Genomic DNA, 23197 nt, shown 5'->3' on the forward strand with positions numbered 1-23197 from the left:
GGACAACAGTGAGGAGATCGCCACCGTGAACACCACCGTGGTGCGCGGCGCCGCCCCACCAACCCGCCGGCCGGTGCGCCGGGTCCGCAGCGCGGTCGCCGCGGCGGCGGTCGCCGGGCTCGTCGCCGCCGGCCTGGTCGGGGTCGCCGCGCCGGCGCACGCCGCCGATTCGTACACCTTCACCAACACCGTCAATCCCATCCTCGGCGACGGCAGCTACTACTCGGCCGATCCGGCGCCGGTCGTCGTGCCCGCCGGCGCTCCCGGCCACGACAGTGGCAGGGACCAGCTCCACATCTACACCGGGCACGACCAGGCCGGGCCGTCCACCAACGACTTCATCATGAACGAGTGGGGCGCCTTCCGGACCACGGACGTCGAGGCGGGGGAGTGGACCCACTACCCGTCGCTGATGCGCCCGGAGCAGGTCTTCGCCTGGGCGACACCGGGGCGCGCGTACGCCGGTCAGGTCGTCCGGGGCGTGGACGGCCGCTACTACTGGTACGTACCGATCAACGAACGGGACAGCCCGGCGTCCGACAAGTTCGCGATCGGCGTGGCCGTCTCGGACAGCCCGACCGGCCCGTGGACCGACCACGCGGGCGGGCCGATCATCTCCCAGCGGGTGCCGACGCCCAACACCATCCACAACATCGACCCGACGATCCTCGTCGACGGCACGGCCCCGAACCAGCGGGTGTACCTCTGGTGGGGCTCGTTCAGCCAGCTGCGGATGATCGAGCTCCAGCAGGACATGAGGACCCCGGTCACCACCCAGCGCTCGGTCACCGGCCTGACGGGCTTCTTCGAGGCGGCCTGGGCCTTCAAGCGCAACGGCACCTACTACATGGCGTACGCCGGGAACAACGCCGGCCCGACCTCGCAGTGCACCCCGGCGAACTACCACGCCTGCATCGCGTACGCGACGGCGTCGTCGCCGGAGGGGCCGTGGACCTACCGGGGCACCATCCTCCGGCCGGTCTCCTCGACGACGAGCCACCCGGGCATCCTGGAGTTCGACGGCAGGTGGTACATGGCGTACCACACGGCCGACGCCGCGGGCGGCGGCCATTTCCGCCGGTCGGTGGCGATCGACCCGGTCGAGTGGGACGACACGCAGAGCCCGCCGAGGCTGAAGCCCGTGACGCCGACGCCGGTCAGGGGACCCGACCGCACCCCGCGGGCGAACATCGCCCAGGCGGCGACGGTCACCGTCTCCAACCAGCCGGTGCCGACGCAGTACTGGGTGAAGGCGCTCAACGACGAGATCGTCCGGTCGAACCCGTTGCCACCGGACATGTGGGGGACCTGGACCGGCAACAACCCGCCCCAGCAGTGGGTGCAGTACACGTGGGACCAGCCGATGCGGATCTCCGGTTCGCAGATCGACTTCTGGAACGACCAGCCGCAGGGCACCGGCGCGGGCGTCGCCGCCCCCGCTCGCTGGCGCATCCAGTACTGGAATCTCGGCAGCGGTCAGTGGGCCGACGTGCCGAGTCCGAGCGGCTTCCCGACCGGCACACAGGGCTTCCAGACCACCTCGTTCGACCCGGTGACCACCACGCAGGTTCGCGCGGTGTTCGACGCGTCGACCAACGGCAGCACCTACTCGGGCGTGGCGGTCGAGGAGTGGAAGATCCTCGCCGCTCAGCCGGAGTCCGTCAGCCCGCCGGCTATCACGGTGGAGGTGGGGGAGACCGAGCTGCCCGACGGTCTGCCGGTGTCGTTCGGCGCCGAGACGCTGCGGGTGCCGGTCTACTGGGACCCGGTAACGCCGCAGGACGTCGCGACGCCCGGGACGTTCACGATCCACGGCAGCGTGCTCGGCTACGCCGCCGGTCGCGTCTTCGCGCAGGTCCGGGTCATCTCGCCGGAGGACACCGAGGGCGACGAGACCCCGCCGACGCTGACGCTCACGCCCAGCGGCAGCGCCGGCACGGCCGGCTGGTTCCGGTCCGCGGTGCGCGTGCGCATCGCCGGCGTCGACGACCGGGGCGGCCGGATGAGCATCCAGTCGCGGGTGGACGACGGCGAGCCGGTCGTCGCGAACGCCGTACGGTCACTGGACGCCAACGTCTCCGGGGACGGCCAGCACACCGTCACGGCGACCGCGACCGACCGGGCGGGCAACACCTCGGAGCCCGCGAGCCTGGCCGTCCGCATCGACGCCACGGCGCCGGTCAGCACGGCGACCGTGAGCAGCGCCACCCGGGCGGTCACGGTGACCGCGAACGACGCCACCTCCGGGGTCGCCCGTGTCGAGTACGCCATCGACGTCGGAGCGTGGACCGCCTACAGCGGGGCCATCGCGGTGCCCGACCCCAACCGGCACACCGTGTCGTTCCGTGCCCTCGACGCGGCCGGGAACCTGGAGACCGCGAAGACGGTCACCGTCCCGGCGGACCTGTCGGGGCCACTGACCGGCAACATCGGGCCCATCGCGACCCCGACCGCCTCCTACACGGCGGGGTGGAACAGCGTCGCCGCCCTCCACGACGGTGCCGACCCGGCGAACCCGAGCCAGGCGCAGGTCTGGGGCACCTGGTCCGGCAACCGTCCGGCCACCCAGTGGGTCCAGTACGACTGGACGCGACCGGTGCGCATCACCGGCACGGAGTTGAAGTTCTGGCGGGACTCCGACCGCGGCACCGGCGACGGCGTCGCCGAACCCGACGGGTGGGTGCTGCAGTACTGGGACGAGGGGACCTCGGCCTGGCGTGACGTGACCGGCGCATCCGCCTACGGCACGAGCACCACCGCGTTCAACACCGTCACCTTCGATCCGGTCACCACGCCCCGGGTGCGGGCGACGATCCGGGCCAACGGGAACGGCACCACGTACTCCGCGGTCGCGATCACCGAGTGGCGGGTCGTCGCCGACGACCCGGGCGCCCAACCCGCGTTGCCCGTCGCGGTCAGCGCGCAGGCGCGGTGCGTCGGCGGTAAGGCGTATGTCGCCGTGCAGGCGCGCAACGAGCACGACGCGCCGGTGGACATCGTCCTGGAGACGGCGTACGGCGAGCGTTCCATCGCCAACGTGGCACCCGGTGCGAACGCCTACCAGTCGTTCGCCACCCGGACGTCCTCGGTGCCGGCGGGCTCGGCGACCGTCCGGGCCACCGGGCCCATCAACGGTGCGGACGTGACGACCGTCCGCACCGCAGACCACGCCGGTGCCGATTGTGCCGGCGATCCCCGTCAGGCCCCGTAACCACTAGTGATGATGGAGCAGCAGATGAACACAGGGAACCGTAGACGGTTGCTCGCGGCCGGTGCCGCGGGTGCGGTGCTGGTCGGGACGGTGGCGTTGCAGGCGCCGGTCCAGGCCGACCCGGGCGACAGCGCCGACGTGCGGGTGACGGTCGACATCGAGGAGATCGCCGAACCCGGCGTGCTCGCCATGTCGATCGCCGGCAACTCCGTCGCGCTGTCCGAGGACGGCTCGACCCTGCTGGTCCGTCAGTTCGTCGGTAGTTTGCCGACGGTGACGGTCACCGACACCCGTACGGCCGAGGAGGTGCCCGACAACGCCGCATGGGCCGTGCTGGGTAGCGCCACCGACTTCGTCGGCGGCGCTACCCAGGCGCCGATCAGCGCCGGCCATCTCGGCTGGAAGCCGCGCCTTCTCGACGGCGGTGACACCGGACTGGTCACCGAGGGCGAGGAGGTGGTGACCGTCCTGGACGAGCCGACCCAGCCCGGCAACAACGTGGGCCTGGTCGACCAGGAGCTGCTGGTGTCGACGTTCGACTCCGAGGCGGTCACCGGCGACGCGTACTCCGTGGACGCCGACCTGTACCTGCGGACCCCGGCGGAGGTCGCCGCCGGCTCGTACACCTCGACGTTGACCCTCTCCCTGTTCGAGTGACGCACGGGTGGGGGCCGCGTCGCCGTGGCCCCCACCGTCACATCCCTCCGTCGAAGGACCCGCGATGATCCGGACCTTGCCGCGGACGCCGCCGCGACTGCTCGCCGTGCTGGCCGCAGTGTTCGTCACCGTGTCGATCGCACCCGCCACCGCCGTGGCGGAGCCAACCAGCCCGACGCTGACCTGGGCGGTCCAACCGGCCAACCAGCAGGGGCCGGACGGCCGCCGATGGGTCGAGCGCACGCTCGACCCGGGCCAGGTGGTGACCGAGCACCTGGCCGTGCGGAACCTCAGCGACGGCGCGGTGGTCTTCGCGCTGAAGGCGGCCGACGGCTACCTCACCGACAAGGGGCGCTTCAACATGCTCCCCTCCAACCGTGAGTCGACGGACGGTGGCACCTGGATCAGGGTGCAGGAGACGGTCAGCGTCGGGCCCAACCAGACGAAGGTGGTGCCGTTCACCATCACCGCGCCCAACGACGCCACGCCGGGAGACCACCCGGCCGGCATCGCGGCGGCGGTCACGAGCGCGGGAGGCACGGTCGCCGTCGAGAGCCGGGTCGGGTTCCGGGTCATGCTGCGGGCCAGCGGTACGGTCACCGGGTCCCTGGCGATCAGCGGGCTGACCGCCAGGTACGAGCGCTCGTGGAACCCCTTCTCGGCCGGCACCGTCCACCTCAGATACACCACGACGAACGACGGCAACGTCGCGGTGACCGGCACCGGCCGGACGGCCGCCACCGGTCCGCTCGGGCTGGCCGTACGGCGAACCGCGACGACCGTCGAGGAGACGCTTCCTGGGGGCACCCGGGAGGTCGGCGCCCACCTCGACGGGGTCTGGGCGCTGGGCCGACTCCAGACGCGCGTCGACCTCACCCCGGCCATCCTCAGCGGTGACCCGGCCGGCGCCGAGATCAAGCCCGCCACCGCCACCGTCACGATCTGGGCACTGCCATGGCCGCAACTGGCCCTCGCCGCCGCGCTCGCAGCCCTCGCCCTCGCCATCCGAAACACCGTCCGCCGACGCCGGCGGCGAATCGCGCAGCTGCTCGCCGACGCCCGGAACGAGGGCCGGGCGGAAGCCCGGACGTCGGCCCTGGCTGGCAACGCGCCGCAGTCCTCCTAATTTCCCCCCGCCCGAAAGGACGATCCGCAATGGTTGAATCCAACAAGATGCCCGTCAGCCGACGTCAGGTACTTCAGGCATCGGCCATTGGCGCCGCCGCCGTGGCCACCGCGGGCGCGCTACCGGCGACCGCTGCCACGGCAGCGACGGCCACCGGGGCGACGACCGCCCCGACCGCCCTGGGCGCGACCCCGGCCGATGCCGGTCCCGGCGGCACCGCCCCGGTCAGGCCGTTCCAGCTGCGTGACGTGACGCTGGGCGACGGCCTGCTCCAGGAGAAGCGCGACCGCATGAAGAGCTACCTCCGGCAGCTCGACGAGCGGCGCTTCCTCGTGCTGTTCAACAACCAGTCCGGCCGACCGAACCCGCCGGGCGTCTCCGTCCCCGGAGGCTGGGAGGACGGCGGGCTGCTCAGCGGCCACTGGGCCGGCCACTTCATGACCGCCCTGGCACAGGGCTACGCCGACCACGGCGAACCGATCTTCAAGAGCAAGCTCGACTGGATGGTCGACGAACTCGAGGCGTGCCAGGCCGCGATCACCGCGCGCATGGGCGATGGCGGCCCGGGCGATGAGGAACCGGAGGAGCCGCAGATCGGCCGGGTGCCGGGCCGCTTCGGCAGCGCGCTCCGCCTGAACGGCCCCAGCCGGGCGCAGCACGTGACCCTGCCGCAGGAGGCGATCAGCCAGCTCGCCGACTTCACCATCGCCACCTGGGTGAACCTCGGCTCCACCCAGAACTGGAGCCGGCTGTTCGACTTCGGTCAGAACACCACGGTCAACATGTTCCTGACCCCGCGTGCTGGGGTTACCGGCAACGTGCCGCGGTTCGCGATCACGGTCAGCGGTGGCGGTGGGGAGCAACGGATCGACGGCAACGCGGCGTTGCCGACCAACCAGTGGGTGCACCTGGCCGTCACGCTCACCCAAAAGACCGGCACGCTGTACGTGAACGGTCAGCAGGCCGGCCAGAACACGGCCATGACCCTCAGCCCGGCCAACCTGGGGAACCCCGGCAACCGGTGGATCGGGCGGTCGCAGTACGGCGATCCGTTCCTGGACGCGAGCATCGACGAGTTCCACATCTTCGACCGGGCCCTGAGCCAGGCGGAGGTCCGGTCGATGCTGGACTCGCCGACCGGGAGCACCGCCGGCGGATCGATCGCCTGGTACCGGTTCGAGGAGGAGGGCGGTACCGCGATCAAGGACGCCTCGCCCAACGGCCGGGACGGCGGCATCGTCGCGGCCCAGAGCAGCGGGGCCGCCGACTGGGTGCCGACCCACCCCGGCTATCTGGGCGCGCTCCCGGAGGACACGGTGCTGCGGCTCGGTCCGCCACGGTGGGCCGTCTACGGCGGCAACGCGGCCACCAACACGTGGGCGCCGTGGTACACGCAGCACAAGATCATGCGCGGTCTGCTCGACGCGTATTACCACACCGACAACCAGAAGGCCCTCGACGTCGTCGTCAAGATGGCCAACTGGGCGCACCTCGCGCTGACCATCGGGGACAAGAACCACCCCCAGTACGCGGGCCCGATCACCCGGGACAACCTGAACTACATGTGGGACCTCTACATCGCCGGCGAGTCCGGCGGCGCGAACGAGGTGTTCCCCGAGGTCTACGCGCTCACCGGCGACGCGAAGCACCTGGACACCGCCAAGCGCTTCGACAACCGGGAGTCGCTCTTCGACGCCTGCGTCGAGAACCGCGACATCCTCGTCACGACGCCGGCCACCAGGCCCGGTCGGCGCCGCCCGGATCGGCTGCACGTCAACATGCACATACCGCAGTTCGTCGGATACATGCGTGTCTACGAGCACAGCGGGGACCCCGAGTACTTCCAGGCCGCCAAGAACTTCTTCGGCATGCTCGTCCCGCACCGCAGGTACGCACACGGTGGTTTGGGCGGCAACTACCCCGGCTCCAACAACAACACCGAGTTGTTCCAGAACCGGGACAACATCGCGAACTCGATCGCCCAGGGCGGTGCGGAAACCTGCAGCGCGTACAACCTGCTCAAGCTGGCCCGCAATCTGTTCCTCCACGAGCACGACCCGGCGTACATGGACCACTACGAGCGGGGGCTGTTCAACCAGATCGCCGGCTCGCGGGCCGACACGACGAGCGTCAGCAACCCACAGGTCACCTACTTCCAGCCGTTGACCCCGGGCATCAGCCGTAGCTACGGCAACACCGGGACCTGCTGCGGCGGGACGGGCCTGGAGAACCACACCAAGTACCAGGAGACGGTCTACTTCAAGTCGGCCGACGGCACGACGCTGTGGGTCAACCTGTACGTACCGTCGACGCTCACCTGGGCCGAGAAGGGCTTCGTCGTCACCCAGGAGACGAGCTACCCGCGGGAGGATCGCACCAGGCTGACCGTCAACGGCCGTGGCCGGCTGGACATCAACCTGCGGGTGCCGGGCTGGGTGGAGAAGGGCTTCATCGTCACGGTCAACGGCGTCGTGCAGAAGGTCACCGCCAAGCCCGCCAGCTACCTGACCCTGAGCCGGACCTGGAAGCCGGGCGACACCATCGAGATCCGGATGCCGTTCAGCATCCGGATCGAGCGGGCGCTGGACCGTCCCGACACGCAGTCGATCTTCTGGGGGCCTCTCCTCATGCAGATCCTCGGCAACCCGGGTGTCGGCAACTACCGGGAACTGTCCCTGTACCGCCACCTGAAGCGGGACGGCGACTACTCCCGTGCGGCGATCACACCCGCGAGCACTACGGACGCGGGTGACGCGCTCTTCACCACGCACGGCTTCACCCTGCGGCCGTACCACATCGGCGACGCGCAGGCCGCCTCGACGTACTTCCGTCGGGTCGAGCCGACGATCGTGTTCGGGTCGGTCGACACCGGTGTGCCCAACCGGAAGCGGAACGACGGGCTGCCGAACTACGACGTACCCGTGGCGGGCATCCCGTCGCCCGGCAGTGACGGCCCGACCTTCCTCGACCTGGTCTGGGATCAGGCGCCCTTCAGGAACCACGGCCAGTTCGTGTCGACCGTCAACCACGTGGCGCAGGCGTTCGTCGAGGCCGGAATCCTCAGCGGGAAGGAGCGGTCGATCGTCGTGACGAGCGCGGCTCGATCCAACAAGGAACTCGCTCCGTAGGCGTCGCCCACTGCTGTCCGTCCACGTGCTGGATGGCCGTGGCCCGGTCGACCCGACCGGGCCACGGCCGTTCCGGTGGCGGTCCTGCCATTGCGATCGACGGTCACCCTGTCGAGCTTTCGAGAGGTTTTCGGGATGGCATCTCTGCCGGTGACCGGGTCACAAGCTCCCCGTGTACTCTTCGGCCCAGCTAGCGGGTCCGGGAGCCCTGGCGGACCGCACCCGACGCCGCAACACCCCCGAAAAGGTTTTAGGATGTGCTTCCGCTGGCTGATCGACAAGATACCCGGCGACGGCCTCGCCGACGCGCGGCGCACCTGTGTCGGTCGCTGAGAGGGAGCATCGCATGACCACCGAGCCCGAGGTCCCCGCCTACCGCCCGCCCACGCTCACCGATGTCGCCAAGCTCGCCGGGGTGTCGGTCGCCACCGCGTCCAAGGCCATCAACGGTCGCGGCGAGGTGCGGTCGACCACGAGAGTCCGGGTGCTGGAGGCCGCGGAGCTGCTGTCCTTCGCGCCGAACGCCCTGGCCCGCGGGTTGCTCAGCGGGCGGACCGGGACCGTCGGCCTGCTGACGAGCGACCTGGAGGGGCGCTTTTCGATCCCGATCCTGATGGGCGCCGAGGACGCGTCGGGGGCCGGCCAGGTCTCGGTCTTCCTCTGCGACGCGCGCGGCGACGCGATCCGGGAGAAGCATCACGTGCAGGCGCTGCTGTCCCGGCGGGTGGACGGCCTGATCGTCGTGGGCTCCCGCACAGACCCCCGCCCGCCGCTGGCCGGCAACATCCCCGTGCCGGTCGTCTACGTCTACGCCCCCTCCGCCGACCCGGCGGACATCTCGATCACGGTCGACAACGTGGGAGGTGGCCGGCTCGCCATCGAGCATCTGCTGGCGTGCGGCCGGCGCACCATCGCCCACATCACCGGGGAAGCCGGGTTCCAGGCGGCGAGGGACCGTGCGGAGGGCGCGGCGGCCGCCCTCGCCGCCGCCGGGCTGCGGATGGTCGGCGACCGGCCCTACTTCGGGTCGTGGGACGAGTCCTGGGGGAGAGCCGCCGCGCACATGGTCGTCGAGCAGCATCCCGAGGTCGACGCGATCTTCTGCGGCAGCGACCAGATCGCACGCGGTGTCCTGGAGACGCTGCGTGACTTCGGACGAGAGGTGCCCCGCAGCATCTCGGTCATCGGCTTCGACAACTGGGAGGCCATCGCGGCGGACTCCCGCCCACGGCTGACCAGCATCGACATGAACCTGAAGCACCTCGGCGAGGTGGCCGGCCAACGGCTCTTCGCGGCGATCGACGGTGCCGCGCCCAGCTCGGAGGAGTTCCCCGGTCGCGTCGTGATGCGCGAGTCGACCCTGCCCGTCGGCTGAGCGCCGTCGGCCGTACCACCGCACCCGCGGCCACGGCCTCAGCGATGGAGGACCGGGCCGGTCGACTCCCGTACGACGAGGCGGCCGGGTTGCCGGACGACCCCGCTGCCGGGATTGCCGTCCATCGCGGCGAAGAGATGGTTGACCGCGGCGGCCCCGAGTTGTTCGAGGTTGAGGTCCACGGTGGTCAGCGGCGGTCGGCAGTCGGCCGCGAAGAACTCCCAGTTGTCGTATCCGACGAGCGCCACGTCGTCGGGGATCCGCCGACCGAGGTCTCGCAGGGTGTCGGCGGCGCCGGCGGCGACCTGGTCGTTGCCGCAGAAGATCGCGTCCACGTCCGGCCGGGCGGCGAGCAGCAGCCGGGCGGCGTGCCGGCCCCATCGTTGCGACCACTCGCCGTAGAGCGGGTCGCCGGCTGGGGTGAGCCCCGCCTCGGCGAGCACCGTTCGTAGGCCGGCGGCTCGATCACGTGCCGCGCGGTAGGTGTCCGGGCCGGTGATGTGCCCGATTCGGCGGCGGCCGTGCGACACCAGGTGTTCGGCGGCGAGCCGGGCGCCGCCCTCGTCGTCGGCGACGACCGACAGGTCGTTCGGATCGGTCGACTCGGCGTAGGCGTAGACCACCGGGACCGGGATGTCCTGTGTCAACGACGAGCGCAGGTCGTTGCTGTCGCCGACCACGATGAACCCGTCGACCTGGCGGGCGAGCAGGGTGCGGATGTAGTGCTGTCGGCGGATCGCGTCGCCACGGGCGTCGCAGAGCAGCACGGACATCTGCCCGTTGCCGAGGGCGTTCTCGGCGCCGAGCAGAATGGGTATGGCGAACCGGCCGCCGAGTTCGTCGGTGAGCAGCCCGACCGTGCGGGTGCGTCCGGAGATCAGTCCGCGGGCCAGCACGTTGGGCTGGAACGACAACTCGGCGGCAGCCCGCAGCACCCGTTCCCGGGTTTCCGGGGCGACCTCGGCGCGGCTGTTGAGTGCCTTGGACGCGGTGGCCACGGAGGTGCCTGCGCGGCTCGCCACGTCGCTCAACGTCACTGACTGGGATCGTCGTCGGCCCACCGAAAGCCTTTCGCAAACATTTCAGGGTAAGTGGCGGTGCCTGCTGCCCCCGTCCTTTTCGCAAGCGTAGTGCGCACGCTGGCTCCGGGGAAGGTGGCGGAGCTGCCGAGGGCGCTGGTTTCCCACGCCTTCGGGAACGTACCGAAAGGGTTTTCGGAGGCGATTCCGTGCATGTCACCGCGAAGCCCCAGGCATTGCCGGCCTGCTCGACGGCAGCGTGTTTCGCTCCGGTGAACCCATTGACACGGCCGTGATCCACCCGGAACCATCAGCGACAGTCCACTGCTCCTGCCTCGTCGTCACGAGTTCTCATGACAACGATGTCAGGCCGCGACTCCAAAGGAGAGTGCATGGCCGAGACCGGCGGGCTCACGGTCCACCCGGCCTGAGCGCCCGGTAGCACCACCACCCTCCAGCACCACCGACCGCTCCAGCCACGGTCCACTCCGCCCAGACGTTTGACGTACTCGACCCGGTTCGAGGCGAAAGGCCCTGCCCCTTATGTCGCATCCCCCCATTGCGCGCCTCCTGTCCCCCCGACTGATCGCCGCGACAACCGCGGTCCTGCTGCCGGTGGGACTCCTCGTCGGCGCGCCCCTGGCCAGTGCCGCGCCCACCACCGCGCCGCCCGGCAACTTCAGCTCCTCGTTCGAGTCGGCCGACCCGCAACCCTCCGCGAGCACCGTCGAGGTCGACCGGAGTGGGAAGCCGATCCAGGCGAACCTGAACGGATCGAGCCGCACGGGACTGCCCGGCAGCCTGCTCGATCAGGTCGGTGCGGTGACCGCGAGCGCCGAGAACGCGCCGAACGAGACCGCCGCGAAGCTCACGGACGGCGACCCCTCGACCAAGTGGCTGGCGTTCAACCCGACCGGCTGGGTGACGTACCAGCTGACCAGGCCGGCGCCCGTGGTGCGGTACGCGCTGACCTCGGCGGACGACGCCCCGACCCGCGACCCCAGGGACTTCACCCTGCAGGGCTCCACCGACGGCAGCACGTGGACCGACCTGAACCGGCAGACCGGGCAGACCTTCGGTGGCCGGTTCGCCACGAAGACCTACAGCTTCACCAACACGACCGCCTACGGCTACTACCGGCTGAACGTCACCGCCAACTCCGGTGACTCCCTCGTTCAGCTCGCCGGCTGGGACATCAGCGACGGCTCGGACGTCGAGCCGCCGGCCACTCCGATGGTCAGCGTCACCGGCGCCGGTCCGGCCGGCGGCTACACCACCAAGCCGGGGGTGGGATTCACCGGCCTGGCTTCGCTCCGGTACGCGGGCGGCGCCGAAGCAGCCGGCCGCTCGTACGCGACCAACAGGCTCTTCGACGTCGACATCCCGGTCGGGCCGAAGACCCGGCTCTCCTACAAGATCTTCCCCGAGTTCACCGGTCAGGACGCCCGGTACCCGTCCACCCACGCCGCAGTCGACCTGCACTTCACCGACGGTAGCTACCTGAGCCGCCTCGCGCCCGTCGACCAGCACGGCTACGTGCTCACCGCGGCCGGGCAGGGTGCGTCGAAGGTGCTCTACGCCGACCAGTGGAACGCCGTGCAGGCCGACATCGGCGCGATTGCACGCGGCAAGACGATCGACCGCATCCTGCTCGCCTACGACAACCCGCAGGCGACGAGGGAGACCCGGTTCCAGGGCTGGCTCGACGACGTCGCGGTGACGGCCTCCCCGGCGTCGATCGACGGTTCGCGGCTGACCAACTACGTCGACACCCGACGCGGGACCAACTCGACGGGCGGGTTCTCGCGCGGCAACAACCTGCCGATCACCTCGGTGCCGAACGGCTTCAACTTCTTCACTCCGGTGACCGACGCGACGTCCGACTCGTGGGAGTACCAGTACCACCGGGTCAACAACGCGGCCAACCTGCCCACCCTGCAGGGCCTCGCGATCTCGCACGAGCCGAGCCCGTGGATGGGTGACCGCAACCAGATGTCGGTCATGCCGGTCGCCGGCGGCGGACCCCTCACCGGGCCGCCCTCCAGCCGGGCGCTCGCCTTCCGGCACGAGGACGAGACGGCGCAGCCGGACCTCTACCGGGTCGCGTTGCAGAACGGCATGACCGCCGAGATGTCGCCCACCGACCACGCCGGGATCATGCGCTTCACCTTCCCGTCCGGGCAGGCCACCGGAAGCCTCGTCTTCTACAACGGCACGTTCACCATCGGCGCCGACGGCACGTTCACCGGCTGGGTCGACAACGGGAGTGGCCTCTCGGCCGGTCGTAGCCGGATGTTCGTGTCCGGCGCCTTCGACCGGGCGCCCACGGCCTCCTCCGCGACGGCCGCCACCTTCGACGTCTCCGCCAACCACCAGGTGACGATGCGCATCGCGACCTCGTTCCTCTCGGTCGACCAGGCGCACCGGAACCTCGACCTGGAGGTCACCGGGAAGAGCTTCGACCAGGTCCACGCCGCCGCCACCGCGGCCTGGCAGGACCGGCTCGGCCGGGTCGAGGTACGGGACGCGACCGAGACGCAGCTGGTGACGATGTACTCGAACCTGTACCGGCTGAACCTGTACCCGAACTCCCAGTCGGAGAACACGGGCACCGCCGCCGCGCCGCGCTGGCAGTACGCGAGCCCGGTGTCGGCGCCGACCGGCACGTCGACCGCCACCCACACCGGCGCGAAGATCGTCGACGGCCAGATCTACGTCAACAACGGCTTCTGGGACACCTACCGCACCGTGTGGCCCGCCTACGCGCTGCTGTACCCGGACGTCGCGGCCAGGATCTCCGACGGGTTCGTCCAGCACTACCGCGACGGCGGCTGGATCGCCCGCTGGTCGTCCCCGGGCTACGCCGACCTGATGACCGGCACCAGCGCGAACGTGGCACTGGCCCAGGCGTACCTCACCGGCGTCAAGCTGCCCGACCCGCTCGGGGCGTACGACGCGGCGGTCAAGGACGCGACCGTCGCGTCCGGCCGCAGCGCGGTGGGCCGCAAGGGCATCGAGACCTCGCTGTTCCTCGGCTACACGCCGACCTCCACCGGAGAGTCGGTGTCGTGGGCTCTGGAAGGCTTCATCAACGACTACGGCATCGGCAACATGGGCGTGGCCCTGGCCAAGGACCCGGCCACGCCGAAGTCGGAGCGCGAGCGGCTCAAGGACGAGTCGCGGTACTTCCTGGAGCGCGCCCGCAACTACGTCCACCTCTTCGACCCGGAGACGAAGCTCTTCCAGGGTCGCGACGCATCCGGCACCTTCCTCGCCGGTGACCCGCTGGACTGGGGCGGCGTCTACACCGAGACCAACGGGTGGAACTTCGCGTTCACCGCGCAGCAGGACGGCCAGGGACTGGCCAACCTGTACGGCGGGCAGAAGGCGCTGCGCGACAAGCTCGACCAGTTTTTCGCCACCCCGGAGAACGCCGACCGTCCCGGCGGGTACGGCGGCACGATCCACGAGATGCTCGAGGCGCGCGCGGTGCGGATGGGCCAGCTCGGCATGAGCAACCAGCCCTCGCACCACATCCCGTACATGTACGACTACGCCGGCGCGCCGGCCAGGACGCAGGCGATCGTGCGGGAGATCCTCCAGCGCCTCTACGTCGGCAGCGAGATCGGCCAGGGCTACCTGGGCGACGAGGACAACGGCGAGATGTCGTCGTGGTACATCCTCAGCTCGCTGGGCATCTACCCGCTCCAGGCCGGGTCGTCCCACTGGGCCATCGGCTCGCCGCAGTTCACGAGGATGACCGTCCACCGCACGAGCGGCGACATCGTCGTCAACGCGCCGAACAACAGCACCAAGAACGTGTACGTGCAGGGCGTCAAGGTCAACGGAAAGAATCAGCGCGAGCTGTCCGTCGACGTGTCCGCGCTCGCCAGGGGCGGCACGATCGACTTCCAGATGGGCCCCAAGCCGTCGTCCTGGGGCACCGGCAGGAACGACGCGCCGCCGTCACTGACCAGGGGCGACAAGGCGCCCACGCCACTGCGGGATGTCACCGGCCCGGGTCTCGGCACCGCGACCGCGACTGGCGGCCGGGACGCGTCGAAGCTGTTCGACGACTCGTCGACCACGCAGCTGACGTTCACCACCGCGACACCGCAGGTCAGCTGGGCCTCCCGTGGCGCCAGGCAGAAGCCGACCTACTACACCCTCACCTCCGGGGCGAACGTGGGCGATCCGGCGGACTGGCGGTTGCAGGGCTCCAACGACGGCATCACCTGGAGCACCGTCGACTCCCGCAAGGGCGAGGTGTTCCGGTGGCGCAGCCAGAGCCGTCCGTTCACCATCGACAAGCCGGGACGGTTCGCGCAGTTCCGCCTCGTCGTCACCAGGACCGTCGACGCCGCGCAGGCGAACCTCGCCGAGATCGAGTTGCTCGCCGGGGGCGACATCGAGGTCGGTGGCGGCGACATCACCGTGACCGCCGCGGGCAGCGTGCACGCGACGTCCGGCGTACCTGTCTCGGTGCCACTGGCCTCCGTCACCGGGGGCACCGCCAGCGGCTACCAGGCCACCATCGACTGGGGTGACGGCTCACCGGTCACCGAGGGCACCCTGACGTTGAGCTCGCGGGCCGTCTACAGCGTCAGCGGCTCGCACACCTACGCCACGCCGGGTCATCACCAGGCGAGCGTCACGGTGACCGACGGCACCGGCCAGGGCTCGGTCACGGTCGGCGTCGACGTGGCCTACGCGCCGAGCTCCGGCCTCACCGCGGTTTTCGACACCGTCTGCATCGGTGACGAGGGCGCCCTCGCGGCGAACTGCGATGCCAAGTCGTGGGCGTACTCGCGGGCCGCCCTGACGGCGGCCGGCGTGACCCAGGGCCAGCGGCACCAGGTGCCCGGAACGGCGCTGCAGTTCACGCTGCCGACCGTCCCGGCAGGGCAACCGGACAACACCACCGGCAACGGCAGGACGGTCGTTCTCAACCTGCCGACCGACGCCAGGAGCATCTCGTTCATCGGCGCCGGCACGCAGGGCAACCAGAACACCACCGGCACGGCGACGTTCAGCGACGGCAGCACGGCCAGCATCCCGATCCAGATGAGTGACTGGACGCTGGGCGGCAACGCCAACGGCACCCCGTCGTACGGCAACATCGTCGTCGCCAAGGCCGCGTACCGGTTGAGCGGCACGAGCCGGGACGGCGCGCAGCCGTTCCTGTTCGCCACCGCGCCGTACCAGATCCCGGCGGGCAAGACGCTCGTCTCGGTGACCCTGCCGACGCAGACCGGCGACCCCGGCTCGGCGGGCCGGATCCACGTGTTCGCCATCGCGAACGACGGCACGCCGGCCGCCGCGCTGGTGACCACCGCCCCGAAGAACCAGACGGCGATCGCCGGTCAGGTCCTCTCGACCACCCTCGGCTCGGTGAGCGGCGGCGTTCCCGGCACGACGGGCTACCGCGCCCGGGTGCAGTGGGGCGACGGCACGGTTCCGGACGACGTCACGGTCGGCCCGGACGGTGCGCTGAGTGGACGGCACACCTACGCGCAGGAGGGCACCTACACGGTGCACGTCACCGCGTGGGACACGTTGTCGAGCAGCACCGGGACCTTCACGGTGACCGTGGCTCGTGGCGCGTCTCAACCGGCGATCGCGGTGTCGGCGTCCGCCACTGTGACCAGCGGTGACGCGGTCACCATCAACGGCAGCGGTTTCGCGGGCGGTGAGCAGGTGACCGTGACGCTCGGAACCAGTCCGGCGCGGACCATCAGGGTCTCGGCGTCCGCATCGGGAGCGGTACGAGCGTCCGTCGCGACGTCCGGTGACGCCGAGCCCGGCCGGTACTCCGTCACCGCCACCGGCGCGTCCTCGCGGACGCCGGCGACGGCCACCGTCCAGGTGACCGGGCAGCCGGAGAAGCCGACCTACGAACCGCAGGCGGCGCTCACCACCGCGGCGGGACCGCGCGGTACGTCGATCACGGTCGACGGTGCCGGATTCGCTCCGAACGAGGCGGTCACGGTCAGCTTCGGTGACGGCCTCGCGGTCAGCACCGTGCGCGCGAATGGTGACGGCGTCATCGCGGGCGCGACGGTCAGCGTCCCCGGGGCGGCGAAGGTCGGCTCGACCGTCGTCACGCTGGTAGGTGCCAGGTCGGTGACGCGGGTCGCGCTGCCCTTCACCGTCACGAAGTGAGTCGGCGGTAGCGGTGGCGCGTGGGGCGGGCCGGATCACGGCCCGCCCCACGCGCTGCTAGCGTCGGCCATCGTGGACGATCACGTGCTGCTGGCGTCCGGACGGGAGGCGGACGTCTTCGCGCTCGACGGGGCGCGCGTGCTGCGCCGCTACCGTGACGGCGGGGACACCGCGCCGGAGGTGGCGGTGATGGCGTACGTCGCCGCAGCCGGCTACCCGGTGCCGGTGGTGTACGCCGCCGACGGCCCCGACCTGGTGCTCGAACGGCTCGACGGCCAGACCCTGCTGGAGGCACTGCTCGTCGGCTGGATCGGCATCGACTCCGCCGCCGAGCTGCTCGTGGACCTGCACGATCGCCTCCACAGCCTGCCGGCCAGACTCGGCGCCGAGCCAGCGGAGCGCGTCCTGCACCTCGATCTGCACCCGCTCAACATCATGCTGACCTCGCGCGGTCCGGTAGTCATCGATTGGCACAACGCGGCCGAGGGACCGGCCGACTTCGATCTGGCCATGACCGCGCTGATCATGGCGGAGGTGGCGGTCGGTCCGGATGCCGACCTCGCGGAGCGCAGCCGGGCGGGCCTCGCTGCGTTCCAGCGGTACGCGGAACCGCCCCGGGTCAGCCAACTGCGGCGTGCGCTGGACGTTCGACGGGGCAATCCCACGCTCTCCGCCGTCGAGAAGGCCGCGCTGGACCGTGCCGTCACCCTGGTCCACACCCGCGCCGGCTGACCGGTGACCGTCGTCACCCACTGGACCGCCGACACGCCCATGCCCGAGATGTGGGGTGTGACAATGGCGTCGTCCCTATATATGGTGTCGAGCGCAGCTGGTTCGGCCGCTCATCGGTAGCGGTCGAGGCAAGAGGGAACCCGGTGGAAATCCGGGACTGCCCCGCAGCGGTGAGTGGGAACGACCGCCGTCATCAGCACTGGGCCGCCAAGCGGCCTGGGAAGCGACGGCCAGTAGGAGACCGGCGAGCCCGGTCGTGCCCACAAGTCCGAAGACCTGCCAGCGCGCCGTGCACCCGCACCCGGGTGGGCGGCGGTCCGACGCCGCGTGGGACGGCCGACGCCCCCTGACCCACGCCCGGCGTGGCGTCCGCCGGTGTCTGTCTCCTCGCGTCCGAGGGCCATCAGGTCTCGAACTCGCGAGGAGTGAGTGGTGACAGTCACCCAGGTGGTCCCGACCGGCGGCGACACCGCCCTGCCGGGCCGGCGGCGGACGCAGATGCACGTCCGCAAGCGCGACGGCGCCAGCGAACCGGTGGACGTGAACAAGATCGTCCGTGCGGTCGAGCGGTGGACCGACGACCTGACGGACGTCGACCCGCTGCGGGTGGCGACCCGGACGATCAGCGGCCTCTACGACGGCGCGACCACCGCGGAGCTGGATCGACTGTCCATCCAGACCGCGGCCGAGATGATCGGTGAGGAACCGCAGTACTCGCGCCTGGCCGCTCGGCTGCTGGCCGGCTACGTGGACAAGGAGGTGCGCCGGCAGGGCATCACCTCGTTCAGCGCGGCGATCCGGCTCGGCCACGTCGAGGGACTGATCGGTGACGAGACCGCCACCTTCGTCGCCGCACACGCCCGGACGCTCGACGACGCCGTCGACCCGGACGGCGACCGGCGGTTCGAGTACTTCGGCCTGCGCACGGTGTACGACCGGTACCTGCTGCGCCACCCGACCAGCCGGCTGGTGCTGGAGACCCCGCAGTACTGGCTGCTGCGGGTGGCCTGCGGCCTGTCGCGTACGCCGGACGAGGCGGTCGACTTCTACCGGCTGATGTCCAGCCTGGCCTACCTGCCCAGCTCGCCGACGCTGTTCAACTCCGGCACCCGGCACACCCAGATGTCCTCCTGCTACCTGGTCGACTCCCCGCGCGACGAACTGGACTCGATCTACCAGCGGTACGCGCAGATCGCCAACCTGTCCAAGTTCGCCGGTGGCATCGGCATCGCGTACTCCCGGGTCCGGTCCCGGGGCGCGCTGATCCGCGGCACGAACGGGCAGTCCAACGGGATCGTGCCGTGGCTGCGCACGCTGGACGCGAGCGTCGCCGCGGTCAACCAGGGCGGCCGGCGCAAGGGCGCGGCCTGTGTCTACCTGGAGCCGTGGCACCCGGACGTCGAGGAGTTCCTGCAACTGCGGGACAACACCGGCGAGGACGCCCGGCGCACCCACAACCTGAACCTGGCCAACTGGATCCCCGACGAGTTCATGCGCCGCGTCGAGGCCGACGAGGTGTGGTCGCTGTTCGACCCGCACGAGGTGCCGGAACTGCCCGACCTGTGGGGCGAGCGGTTCGACGCCGCGTACCGGGCGGCCGAGGCGCAGGGCCGCTACGTGCGGCAGGTCCCGGCGCGGGAGCTGTACGGGAAGATGATGCGCACCCTGGCCCAGACCGGCAACGGGTGGATGACCTTCAAGGACGCCGCGAACCGGCTGTGCAACCAGACCGCCGAACCGGGCAACGTGGTGCACCTGTCCAACCTCTGCACCGAGATCATCGAGGTGTCCAGCGACGCCGAGACCGCGGTGTGCAACCTCGGCTCGGTGAACCTCGCCGCCCACCTCACCGACGGCGCCCTCGACTGGCGGCGGCTGCGCGCCACGGTCCGTACCGCGGTCACGTTCCTCGACCGGGTCATCGACATCAACTACTACCCGACCGCCCAGGCGGCGGCGAGCAACCCCCGCTGGCGGCCGGTCGGGCTCGGGCTGATGGGCCTGCAGGACGTGTTCTTCGCGCTGCGGCTGCCGTTCGACTCCCCGGCCGCGCGGGAGTTGTCCACCCGGGTCAGCGAGGAGTTGTACCTGACCGCCCTGGAGACCTCCGCGGACCTGGCGCGGCGCTTCGGCGCGCACCCGGCGTACGGGCGGACGCGGGCGGCGCGGGGGCGGTTGCAGCCCGACCTGTGGGGCGTCGAGGGAACGCAGACCGCCCGGTGGACCGCGTTGCGGGAGCGGGTGGACACGTACGGGTTGCGCAACTCGCTGCTGGTGGCAATCGCCCCGACCGCCACCATCGCCTCGATCGCCGGTTGTTACGAGTGCGTCGAGCCGCAGGTGTCCAACCTGTTCAAGCGCGAGACCCTGTCGGGCGAGTTCCTCCAGGTCAACACCGCTCTGGTACGCGAGCTGAAGACCCGCGGCCTGTGGACCGGGCCGGTCCGGTCGGCGATCAAGCGGGCTGAGGGCTCGGTGCAGGACATCACCGAGCTACCGGCCGCCGTCCGCGAGCTGTTCCGCACCGCGTGGGAGCTGCCGCAACGGGCGCTGATCGACCTGGCCGCCGCTCGCGCGCCGTTCATCGACCAGTCCCAGTCGCTGAACCTGTTCCTGGCCGCGCCCACCATCGGCAAGCTCTCCTCGATGTACCTGTACGCCTGGAAGGCCGGCCTGAAGACGACCTACTACCTGCGGTCCCGCCCCGCCACCCGGATCCAGCAGGCCACCGTCGCGCCCACCGCCGTCGCCCTCGTCGCGCCGGTGGCGGCCGACCCGGAGGCGCTGGCCTGCTCGCTGGAGAACCCCGAGTCGTGCGAGGCCTGCCAGTGACCGCCGCCGACACCACCACCGACACGAGGACCACGAACATGCTGCTCGACCCCGGGATGGACCTCACCCTCCGCCCGATGCGCTACCCGCACTTCTTCGACCGGTTCCGCGACGCCATCCGCAACACCTGGACCGTCGAGGAGGTCGACCTGCACGCCGACCTCGCCGACCTCGACAAGCTCTCCCCGGCCGAGCGGCACCTGGTCAGCCGGCTGGTCGCGTTCTTCGCCACCGGCGACACCATCGTCGCCAACAACCTCGTGCTCAACCTCTACCAGCACGTCAACAGCCCCGAGGGCCGTCTCTACCTGTCCCGGCAGCTGTTCGAGGAGGCGGTGCACGTCCAGTTCTATCTCAACCTGCTCGACACGTACGTGCCCGACGAGACCGAGCGGTTCGCCGCCTTCGCCGCCATCGAGAACATCCCCTCGATCCGCCGTAAGGCCGACTTCTGCTTCCGTTGGATCGACTCCCTCAGCAACCTGCGCGAGCTGCGGTCCCGCGAGGACCGGCGGATGTTCCTGCTCAACCTGATCTGCTTCGCCGCCTGCATCGAAGGGCTGTTCTTCTACGGCGCGTTCGCGTACGTCTACTTCCTGCGTTCGCGCGGCCTGCTCCACGGCCTCGCCTCCGGTACCAACTGGGTGTTCCGCGACGAGTCCATGCACATGGCCTTCGCGTTCGACGTCGTCGACACCGTGCGCGGCGAGGAACCCGACCTGTTCGACGAGGACCTCGCCGGCCAGGTCCGCCAGATGCTCACCGAGGCCGTCGAGTGCGAGGTCCAGTTCGCCGAGGACCTGCTCGGCCACGGCGTGCCCGGCCTGACGCTGGACGACATGCGTGAGTACCTCCAGCACGTCGCCGACCGGCGTCTCGCCCAGCTCGGGATCGCGCCGCACTACGGGTCGGCCAACCCGTTCGCCTTCATGGAGTTGCAGGACGTGCAGGAGCTGTCCAACTTCTTCGAGCGGCGGGTGTCGGCGTACCAGGTCGGGGTCAGCGGAACGGTCGCCTTCGACGACGACTTCTAGGGCGTGAGGGGGAGCCGACGGCGGATCCGTCGTCGCCTCCCTCTCCCTCAGAAGTCGTCGACGTTCACCGTCACGCGATGCGCGCTGGACTTCCAGTTGGGCACGTTGACCAGGTCGTACCCGCCGCCGCGCTGACCCACCGTGATCCGAACGAGGCCGAGGTGCGCCGGCGCGGCCGGGATGAACACGTCCATGCCGGTGATGAAGGCCTGGCTGAAGAACTCCGGCAGCGGAGCGGTCAGGTCGGTGACGCCGTCACTGCCGTCGTCGAACGCGAAAACGGCGATCGTCCTCTTGACGCGCGGCGTGTTCGCCGGGTTCAGGACGTCCCGACCGTTGATCCAGAGGTTGTCGCCGGCGTCTCCCTGGTCGCCCCACCACTCCTTCTGGCGCTGGATCGTCAGCGCCGTGTGCCGGTCGCTGGTGTCGACCAGCGCGCCGAGTCCCTCGCCCGGCCGGCTCGTCGCCAGGCGCAGGAACGAGTCCGAGCGGAGGAACGGCTGGAAGTAGAAGTGGTGTGTCGCCGCTCCGGCGCGCACGATCGCGAACTCGTACCGGGCTGTGGCGAGCACCGGGAACGGGCCGAACGAACCGTCGCCGCTGAGTGGCACCCGATGCGCGGGCCGGTTCGACAGCCGACCGCCGGTGAGTGAGCTGACCGGGTAGACCTCGAGCGTCGCGTCGGCGACGCCGGCGTTGCTCGGGAAGAGCACCGCGCGGCCGGAGACCCGGGCGGTGCCGAAGAGTTGGGGCACGATGCTCGTGGTGCGTGGCGCGCGGCCCTGGAAGAACCGGAAGATCTCGCCGAACGACTCCCGCGACGACACCGTCTGGGTATGGGACTGGTCCGGGAAGTAGACGTTGCTCGCGCCCGCGACGGCCCGCGCCGGGTCGCCCTCGCCCCAGATCGCGAGCGTGGGTACGCCGCCCGGCGGTGCCGCCGCGGTGCGGCCGTCCAGGTTGACGTAGTGCGCGACCCGGGCGGCCCGGTCGGGGGAACTGGCGAGGTATCCCTGCATGACGAAGGTGCCCAGGGAGTGCGCGAGCAGATCCACCCGGTCCGCTCCGGTCGCCGTCAGCAGCCGGGAGATCCGGGCGTCCAGCCCCGCGTACACCTGGGGCAGGATCGTGGCGATGTTCGGCGAGTCGTATTCGTGCGCCTCGATGATCTCGATCGGGTAGCCGTTGCTGGCCAGGCGCTTGGCCTGGGTCTGAAACTGCGACGCCGACCCGGCGCTGCCGTGCACGAAGATCACTGGACGGTACGACGGGGTGGTGGCGGCCTCGGCGGCGCCCGGAACGGCGGCGACGGCCGGGCCGGCGGCGAGTGCCACTCCGGCGACAAGGGAGAGCAGTCTCCGTCGGGACGTGTTCATCGATCCTCCACCTCGGTAGACGAACTATTTGCACTAGCAGCGCAAGCATCGTCTCAGGGGGAGGGCCGGCGGTCCACACCTTCTTCGGCCGCGGTTCAACCGCCTGCGCAGCCGACACATGTGCGTGCTGAGGGGCGGGCGGCGAGTCGCTCGGCGGGGATCGGACGCAGGCACCGTTCGCACCTGCCGTAGGTGCCCGCCTCGACCCGTTGCAACGCCACGTCGAGCTCGGCGAGGCGCCGGCGCGTCGCGTCGAGGACCGCGGTGAGCTGCGCCCGTTCGAACGCGATCGTGCTGCCCTCGGGGTCGTGTTCGTCATCGGCGTTGGACGACCGGGAGGCCTCGAAGAGGCTCCGCAGATCGCTGTCCAACGCGGCTACCTGGGCCTGGGCCTGGTCGCGTAGCCGGAGCAGCTCCGTCCGCATCGCGCTGGAGTCCCTGGTCATGACCGCTCGACGGTACCGCGGACGGCCGTCGACAACGACCTGGTCCTGACGCGGGTCTACCTGAAGTTGCGGGTGTGCGGGCCAGCACCGGCGGTCGGC

At 70.6% G+C, this 23197-nt stretch carries 12 protein-coding genes and 1 riboswitch; of the genes, 9 read left to right on the forward strand and 3 right to left on the reverse strand.

Annotated features, from left to right (window positions below; genetic code table 11):
- The first annotated feature begins 25 nt into the window (after nucleotides 1-25).
- From KBX63_RS09235 to KBX63_RS09255, 5 genes are all read left to right on the forward strand, one after another.
- On the forward strand, nucleotides 26-3211 hold the full coding sequence (locus tag KBX63_RS09235) for an OmpL47-type beta-barrel domain-containing protein (RefSeq protein ID WP_374102200.1): 3186 nt from the start codon (nucleotides 26-28) through the stop codon (nucleotides 3209-3211).
- A gap of 24 nt (nucleotides 3212-3235) precedes the next feature.
- Complete coding sequence (locus KBX63_RS09240; RefSeq protein ID WP_210910559.1) at nucleotides 3236-3868, forward strand: hypothetical protein; 633 nt, start codon at nucleotides 3236-3238, stop codon at nucleotides 3866-3868.
- A gap of 64 nt (nucleotides 3869-3932) precedes the next feature.
- Entirely contained in the window at nucleotides 3933-4994 is a 1062-nt protein-coding gene (locus tag KBX63_RS09245; RefSeq protein ID WP_210910560.1) for a hypothetical protein, read from the forward strand.
- A gap of 29 nt (nucleotides 4995-5023) precedes the next feature.
- Nucleotides 5024-8122, forward strand: a complete 3099-nt coding sequence (locus KBX63_RS09250; protein ID WP_247661976.1) for a beta-L-arabinofuranosidase domain-containing protein — start codon at nucleotides 5024-5026, stop codon at nucleotides 8120-8122.
- A 346-nt stretch (nucleotides 8123-8468) separates the two neighbouring features.
- Nucleotides 8469-9497 carry a LacI family DNA-binding transcriptional regulator gene (locus KBX63_RS09255; RefSeq protein ID WP_210910561.1) on the forward strand — a complete coding sequence of 343 codons (1029 nt, stop codon included), beginning with the start codon at nucleotides 8469-8471 and terminating at the stop codon, nucleotides 9495-9497.
- A 38-nt stretch (nucleotides 9498-9535) separates the two neighbouring features.
- Here KBX63_RS09255 and KBX63_RS09260 read toward each other — a convergent pair whose 3' ends face one another.
- Entirely contained in the window at nucleotides 9536-10558 is a 1023-nt protein-coding gene (locus KBX63_RS09260) for a LacI family DNA-binding transcriptional regulator (RefSeq protein ID WP_210910562.1), read from the reverse strand.
- 573 nt (nucleotides 10559-11131) lie between these two features.
- On the opposite strand from KBX63_RS09260, the gene KBX63_RS09265 reads away from it, so the two are divergent.
- The 4 genes from KBX63_RS09265 to KBX63_RS09280 all read left to right on the forward strand — a co-directional run bounded on the left by KBX63_RS09265 (nucleotide 11132) and on the right by KBX63_RS09280 (nucleotide 21276).
- Nucleotides 11132-16678 carry a GH92 family glycosyl hydrolase gene (locus KBX63_RS09265; protein ID WP_307871656.1) on the forward strand — a complete coding sequence of 1849 codons (5547 nt, stop codon included), beginning with the start codon at nucleotides 11132-11134 and terminating at the stop codon, nucleotides 16676-16678.
- Between the two features lie 72 nt (nucleotides 16679-16750).
- The gene (locus tag KBX63_RS09270) at nucleotides 16751-17410 is read left to right on the forward strand and encodes a phosphotransferase (protein ID WP_307871657.1); all 660 of its coding nucleotides are present in this window, start codon (nucleotides 16751-16753) and stop codon (nucleotides 17408-17410) included.
- Between the two features lie 81 nt (nucleotides 17411-17491).
- A riboswitch (cobalamin riboswitch) is annotated at nucleotides 17492-17709 on the forward strand.
- A 199-nt stretch (nucleotides 17710-17908) separates the two neighbouring features.
- Entirely contained in the window at nucleotides 17909-20242 is a 2334-nt protein-coding gene (locus tag KBX63_RS09275) for a ribonucleoside-diphosphate reductase subunit alpha (protein ID WP_247662024.1), read from the forward strand.
- Between the two features lie 38 nt (nucleotides 20243-20280).
- Nucleotides 20281-21276, forward strand: coding sequence for a ribonucleotide-diphosphate reductase subunit beta (locus KBX63_RS09280; protein ID WP_210910640.1), 996 nt, complete (start codon nucleotides 20281-20283; stop codon nucleotides 21274-21276).
- Between the two features lie 47 nt (nucleotides 21277-21323).
- Here KBX63_RS09280 and KBX63_RS09285 read toward each other — a convergent pair whose 3' ends face one another.
- Both KBX63_RS09285 and KBX63_RS09290 read right to left on the reverse strand, forming a co-directional pair.
- The gene (locus KBX63_RS09285; protein ID WP_210910565.1) at nucleotides 21324-22652 is read right to left on the reverse strand and encodes an alpha/beta hydrolase; all 1329 of its coding nucleotides are present in this window, start codon (nucleotides 22650-22652) and stop codon (nucleotides 21324-21326) included.
- A gap of 95 nt (nucleotides 22653-22747) precedes the next feature.
- A complete protein-coding gene (locus tag KBX63_RS09290) occupies nucleotides 22748-23098 on the reverse strand; it encodes a TraR/DksA C4-type zinc finger protein (RefSeq protein WP_210910566.1) in 351 nt (116 codons plus the stop codon).
- Nucleotides 23099-23197 lie beyond the last annotated feature (99 nt).

Source organism: Micromonospora sp. U21 (assembly GCF_018070045.1).
Taxonomy (GTDB): Bacteria; Actinomycetota; Actinomycetes; order Mycobacteriales; family Micromonosporaceae; genus Micromonospora.

What these genes read in the sequence shown, in the direction of transcription:
- KBX63_RS09255 (WP_210910561.1), top strand. Translation starts at nt 8,469, where the DNA reads ATGACCACCGAGCCCGAGGTCCCCGCCTACCGCCCGCCCACGCTCACC.
- KBX63_RS09240 (WP_210910559.1), top strand. Translation starts at nt 3,236, where the DNA reads ATGAACACAGGGAACCGTAGACGGTTGCTCGCGGCCGGTGCCGCGGGT.
- KBX63_RS09285 (WP_210910565.1), bottom strand. Translation starts at nt 22,652, where the DNA reads ATGAACACGTCCCGACGGAGACTGCTCTCCCTTGTCGCCGGAGTGGCA.
- KBX63_RS09280 (WP_210910640.1), top strand. Translation starts at nt 20,281, where the DNA reads ATGCTGCTCGACCCCGGGATGGACCTCACCCTCCGCCCGATGCGCTAC.
- KBX63_RS09290 (WP_210910566.1), bottom strand. Translation starts at nt 23,098, where the DNA reads ATGACCAGGGACTCCAGCGCGATGCGGACGGAGCTGCTCCGGCTACGC.
- KBX63_RS09250 (WP_247661976.1), top strand. Translation starts at nt 5,024, where the DNA reads ATGGTTGAATCCAACAAGATGCCCGTCAGCCGACGTCAGGTACTTCAG.
- KBX63_RS09275 (WP_247662024.1), top strand. Translation starts at nt 17,909, where the DNA reads ATGCACGTCCGCAAGCGCGACGGCGCCAGCGAACCGGTGGACGTGAAC.
- KBX63_RS09245 (WP_210910560.1), top strand. Translation starts at nt 3,933, where the DNA reads ATGATCCGGACCTTGCCGCGGACGCCGCCGCGACTGCTCGCCGTGCTG.